6 protein-coding genes and 1 tRNA gene are annotated in these 5,192 nt (G+C 36.6%); 4 read left to right on the top strand and 3 right to left on the bottom strand.

The features are described from left to right. The 3 genes from PF272_RS12890 to secG form a co-directional block, all read right to left on the bottom strand. A partial coding sequence (locus tag PF272_RS12890; RefSeq protein ID WP_271143067.1) for an integrase arm-type DNA-binding domain-containing protein occupies positions 1-364 on the bottom strand: 364 nt, incomplete at its 3' end. 206 nt (positions 365-570) lie between these two features. Continuing rightward, a tRNA-Leu gene (locus tag PF272_RS12885) sits at positions 571-656 on the bottom strand. A gap of 7 nt (positions 657-663) precedes the next feature. Next, positions 664-1,020: a preprotein translocase subunit SecG gene (secG, locus tag PF272_RS12880; protein WP_271143066.1), complete on the bottom strand. Its 357-nt coding sequence runs from the start codon at positions 1,018-1,020 to the stop codon at positions 664-666. Positions 1,021-1,265: 245 nt separating this feature from the next. Between secG and PF272_RS12875 the strand changes: the two genes are divergently transcribed. From PF272_RS12875 to PF272_RS12860, 4 genes are all read left to right on the top strand, one after another. Next, the gene (locus PF272_RS12875; RefSeq protein ID WP_271143065.1) at positions 1,266-2,324 is read left to right on the top strand and encodes a 3-deoxy-7-phosphoheptulonate synthase; all 1,059 of its coding nucleotides are present in this window, start codon (positions 1,266-1,268) and stop codon (positions 2,322-2,324) included. Positions 2,325-2,343: 19 nt separating this feature from the next. Further along, complete coding sequence (tyrA, locus tag PF272_RS12870; RefSeq protein WP_271143064.1) at positions 2,344-3,471, top strand: bifunctional chorismate mutase/prephenate dehydrogenase; 1,128 nt, start codon at positions 2,344-2,346, stop codon at positions 3,469-3,471. A 205-nt stretch (positions 3,472-3,676) separates the two neighbouring features. Continuing rightward, complete coding sequence (locus tag PF272_RS12865) at positions 3,677-4,603, top strand: SPFH domain-containing protein (RefSeq protein ID WP_065234762.1); 927 nt, start codon at positions 3,677-3,679, stop codon at positions 4,601-4,603. Continuing rightward, positions 4,603-5,043: an NfeD family protein gene (locus PF272_RS12860; protein WP_271143068.1), complete on the top strand. Its 441-nt coding sequence runs from the start codon at positions 4,603-4,605 to the stop codon at positions 5,041-5,043. Before PF272_RS12865 ends, PF272_RS12860 begins: the two co-directional genes overlap by 1 nt. Positions 5,044-5,192 lie beyond the last annotated feature (149 nt).

The raw sequence follows: 5,192 nt of genomic DNA, 5'->3' as shown, positions 1-5,192 counted from the left end.
TTTCTGCTGCTTTTTTCTCTTTCCATTTTTGGGCTACGGTAAAAAATACATTTTCTAAGCGATTACTGATTGTTTGTTCATCCACTTTTATTTTTTCTTGTGGGTCGATACCTTGAGCTAGTAGTGCTCGATATTCTTCACGTTTACTTCTTGCTTGTGCTAATGAAAATTCAGGGTAAATACCAATTTTTAAATTAGTACGTTTTTGATCACTAGGTTTTACATAATTAAATAGCCAAATTTTATTACCTGATGGCATTATCCTTAAAAATAATCCGTTACCATCACTTAATGAATATTGGTTACTTTTAGGCTTTGCTTTATCTATTTTTGTATTATTTAAAGGTAGGATAGTTCTAGGCATTACAAGCATTCTCCCTATTTTTAGTAACACGCTATTTCCCGGTATGGTAACACATTAGACAGTGTGTTACTAAACGTGTTACTAAAAACGGCGGTCTATCTCGAAAAGCTACAAATAGCTACGGAAGGTAAATAGCGATAAATTATTGATATTACAGGCATTAAAAAAGCCTTTCGAGTAATTACGAAAGGCTTCGGAAAGTATTTTGGTGCTCTGGGCGAGACTTGAACTCGCACGTCCTACAGACACTACCCCCTCAAGATAGCGTGTCTACCAATTCCACCACCAGAGCGAAATTCTTATTTTGGAATATCTTGATTTTGTTCTTGTTTTACTGGTAATTCAGTTGCTGGTTTAGCAGCATCTTGTTTTTGTACTTCTTGAGCAACACCAGAAAGATCATCAAAAGTTCCAGCCGGTTTTGTTGAATGTGCTGTTAAATTACCTAATAATAAACTAATTGCGAAAAATAAAATGGCTAAGATAGTTGTAGTACGAGTTAAAAAGTTACCTGCACCACTTGCACCAAATACAGTACCTGATGCACCAGCACCAAATGAGGCACCCATATCCGCACCTTTACCTTGTTGTACAAGGATAAAGCCGATTAATGCAATCGCAATAAGTGGATAAATAATTAAAAGAATTTGATACATTGTTAATCACACATTTAATTAAAATTTCAGCTTAGCATATAACACTAAGCACAACGGCGTGCATATTATAAGATTAACCCTAGCAGTGCAAGTGTTTTTCCATTGACATTGCTTGATTGATAAAAAAATGAGCGATAGCACTAAAAGAGGAAAAAGTTCTCAACTTTTATCTTGTTTCTCAGAATAAAAAAGTGTAATTTTATCGTTACATTTAGTGTATATAAATATTTACAAGGTGTTTTAAAATGAGAAAAGACAGTATTCACAATGTACACATTGTTGATGAAAAAGTGTTAATTACTCCCGATGAATTAAAAGCAAAATTACCACTAGAAAATCCATTAAGACAAAATATTGAACGTTATCGTCAAGAAATTGCTGAGATTGTTCACCATCAAGATCATCGCCTATTAGTGGTTTGTGGTCCTTGTTCAATTCACGATATCCCCGCTGCACTAGAGTATGCGAAAAAATTAAAAGCGTTATCTGATGAAGTAAAAGATCAACTATATATTGTGATGCGAGTTTATTTTGAAAAACCAAGAACCACTGTTGGCTGGAAAGGATTAATTAATGATCCAAATCTCGATGGGACTTTTGATGTAGAGAAAGGTTTACATTTGGCAAGAAAGTTATTGTTAGATTTAGGTGAAATGGGGCTGCCATTAGCCACAGAAGCTTTAGATCCAATTACACCACAATATTTAGCAGATTTATTCAGTTGGTCCGCAATTGGGGCAAGAACAACCGAATCACAAACTCACCGTGAACTCGCTTCAGGATTATCAATGGCAGTTGGATTTAAAAATGGTACAGACGGTAGTTTAGCAACAGCAATTAATGCGTTAAAAGCAGCTTCCCAAGAACATAGCTTTATCGGAATTAATCAACAAGGACAGGTAAATTTATTGCATACTGGTGGAAACCCAGATGGACATATTATTTTACGTGGTGGGAAAACACCAAATTATCAAGCTGAATTTATCAAACAAAGTGAGATTGAATTAGAAAAAGCAGGACTAGAACAGTCAATTATGGTTGATTGTAGTCATGGTAATTCTAATAAAGATTATCGTCGCCAGCCGATTGTGGCAGAAGATATCCTACAACAAATTGTTGCTGGTAATCGTTCTATTACCGGCATTATGCTAGAAAGTAACCTCAATGCGGGTAACCAAAGTGCAGAACAGCCAAAAGAAACTATGCAATATGGTGTTTCAATCACCGATGCGTGCATTGACTGGCAGACAACAGAAACATTATTACGTAAAATACACGCTACTTTATCTCAATTAGATCGATAAATCATTTTGGAGAGATCACGTGGAAGTATTGCAAGAGTTACGCGCACAAATCGATGAAACAGATCAAGCATTATTAGCTTTATTAGCAAAACGTTTAAAGTTAGTCGCTGAAGTTGGTAAAGTTAAACATCAACATGGTTTACCTATTTATGTGCCAGAGCGAGAAGTGAGTATGTTGGCGGCTCGTCGTGAAGAAGCAGAAAAAATGGGGATCTCTCCAGATTTAATTGAAGATGTATTACGTCGTGTAATGCGGGAGTCTTACCACAGCGAAAATAAATATGGCTTTAAAACTGTAAATCCAGAGATTAAAAAGATTGTTGTCGTTGGTGGGAAAGGGAAGTTAGGTGGTCTTTTTGCTCGCTATTTAGCAAATTCAGGCTATTCAATCACTATTCTGGATCGTGATGATTGGGATCAAGCTGAACACATTTTTGCAAATGCTGATGTAGTATTAGTTTCTGTGCCTATTACTGCAACAGAGGCTGTTATTGAAAGATTGCGTCCTTATCTAACGCCAACTATGCTGTTAGCGGATTTAACTTCTGTAAAATCAATGCCAGTTGCGAAAATGTTAGCAGTGCATCAAGGTGCAGTAGTAGGTTTACATCCAATGTTTGGACCAGATATTGCGAGTATGGCAAAACAAGTGATAGCAGTGTGTGAAGGGCGTTATCCAGAACGTTATCAATGGCTACTTGATCAGTTCTATATTTGGGGAGCAAGACTGTATCAAGTGACGCCACAAGAACATGATCACAGTATGACCTATATTCAGGCCCTACGTCACTTTTCAACATTTGCGAATGGTTTACATCTTTCTCAACAACCTGTGCAACTGAAGAGTCTATTAGCACTATCTTCACCAATTTATCGCTTAGAGCTAGCAATGATTGGGCGTTTGTTTGCTCAAGATCCGGAGTTGTATGCTGATATTATTATGGATAAGCCAGAAAACTTAGATGTGATCAAGACATTGCAGGAGAGTTATCAACAGGCATTAACATTCTTTGAAAATGGCGATAAACAAGGCTTTATTGCAGCATTCCAGCAAGTACATCAATGGTTTGGTGATTATTCTGAACAGTTTATGCAAGAAAGCCGACAATTATTGCAACAAGCATATGATTTACGGAAGCATGATTAAAATTACCTGTTAATAATAGGTAAAGAATAAAGAGATTCCTTTAGAATCTTGAAAACGATCTAATGAAATAATCATGATTTAGGTCGTTTTTTTATATCTGAAAATCAATTTTTGTTATATCGCTAGCATTTTTTATATCAATCTTTTGACTTATTGGCATAATGTGCGATGATGAAATAATTATCAACAGAAACAAGAGGTTATTATGATTTATTTAGATAGTTTTCCAATTGGGACACTGTTTTTTATTATTCTGGTGATTGTAGCCTTATTTTCAGCAGTAAAAACTGTGCCACAAGGATATCACTGGACAATAGAACGTTTCGGGCGTTATACCCGTACTTTAACACCTGGTTTGAACATTATTGTGCCTTTTATTGATCGTGTTGGACGCAAAATCAATATGATGGAGCAAGTATTAGATATTCCCTCTCAAGAAGTGATTTCTAAAGATAATGCAAATGTGTCTATTGATGCGGTCTGTTTTGTGCAAGTAATTGATGCACGTAATGCTGCTTATGAGGTAAATCATCTTGAACAAGCGATTATCAATTTAACCTTAACCAATATTCGTACAGTATTAGGTTCAATGGAGTTAGATGAAATGCTTTCTCAACGTGATTCTATTAATAGTCGTTTATTGGCGATTGTTGATGAAGCAACGAATCCTTGGGGTGTAAAAGTGACCCGTATTGAAATCCGAGATGTGCGTCCGCCAAAAGAGTTGATTGATTCGATGAATGCACAAATGAAAGCAGAACGGAATAAACGTGCAGAAGTATTGGAGGCAGAAGGAATTCGTCAAGCTGCAATTTTACGGGCTGAAGGGGAAAAACAATCTCGTATTTTACAAGCAGAGGGGGAAAGACAAGAAGCCTTCTTGCGTGCAGAAGCGAGAGAACGTGAAGCAGAAGCAGAAGCGAAAGCAACGCAAATGGTTTCTGATGCGATTGCAGCAGGTAATACACAAGCGATTAATTACTTTATTGCACAAAAATACACAGAAGCATTACAACAAATTGGACAAGCAGAAAATAGCAAAGTAGTGATGATGCCATTAGAAGCGAGTAATTTAATGGGATCTATTGCGGGAATTAGCGAACTCTTGAAACAAACAGGGTTGAAAAAATGATGGCGTGGTTTGTTGACTGGGGCGTAGTACACTGGCTAGTGTTGGCATTTCTCTTATTAATTTTAGAAATCATCGTTCCCGGTATTTTCTTTTTATGGTGGGGAATTGCTGGATTAATTATTGCTGCAATAACCTATTTTGTTCCACTCTCACTGGTTGTTAGTGTAGTTTTATTTGCGGTGATTGCCATTATTGCGAGCGTTGTTTGGTGGCGTTACCAGGCGTCTAAAAATCAACATGATGATTCAACAACATTAAATCAACGTGGTTTAGCAATGCTAGGTCAACAAGGTCGAGTGACTGCAATTTTAGGTAATAATACTGCTCGCGCTGCATTTGGCGATACAACTTGGCGTGTAGAGGGAAATGACTTGCAGCTCAATGATCAAGTAGAGGTGGTTTCTGTACGAGGAATTACATTGTTAGTCAGAAAATTATAGTATTAACCAATATTTATATATAAAAAGGAACCCCGATAGGTGAATAACTTATCGGGGTTTGTATTGTTGATAAAGATCTAAGGAGTAATGGACAAAATGGAGGCTACAATCATAAAACAGCCTCCTAATGGACATTTTGGAAGCTAAAA

The organism is Gallibacterium faecale (genome assembly GCF_027920745.1).
GTDB lineage: Bacteria > Pseudomonadota > Gammaproteobacteria > Enterobacterales > Pasteurellaceae > Gallibacterium > Gallibacterium faecale.
The sequence above is the reverse complement of the archived record's forward strand: the minus strand, read 5'-3'. Positions and strand labels throughout refer to the sequence as shown.

Bases quoted from the DNA above. Each gene is read 5' to 3' on its own strand.
- secG (WP_271143066.1), bottom strand. From the start codon at position 1,020: ATGTATCAAATTCTTTTAATTATTTATCCACTTATTGCGATTGCATTA.
- PF272_RS12875 (WP_271143065.1), top strand. From the start codon at position 1,266: ATGAGAAAAGACAGTATTCACAATGTACACATTGTTGATGAAAAAGTG.
- PF272_RS12865 (WP_065234762.1), top strand. From the start codon at position 3,677: ATGATTTATTTAGATAGTTTTCCAATTGGGACACTGTTTTTTATTATT.
- PF272_RS12860 (WP_271143068.1), top strand. From the start codon at position 4,603: ATGGCGTGGTTTGTTGACTGGGGCGTAGTACACTGGCTAGTGTTGGCA.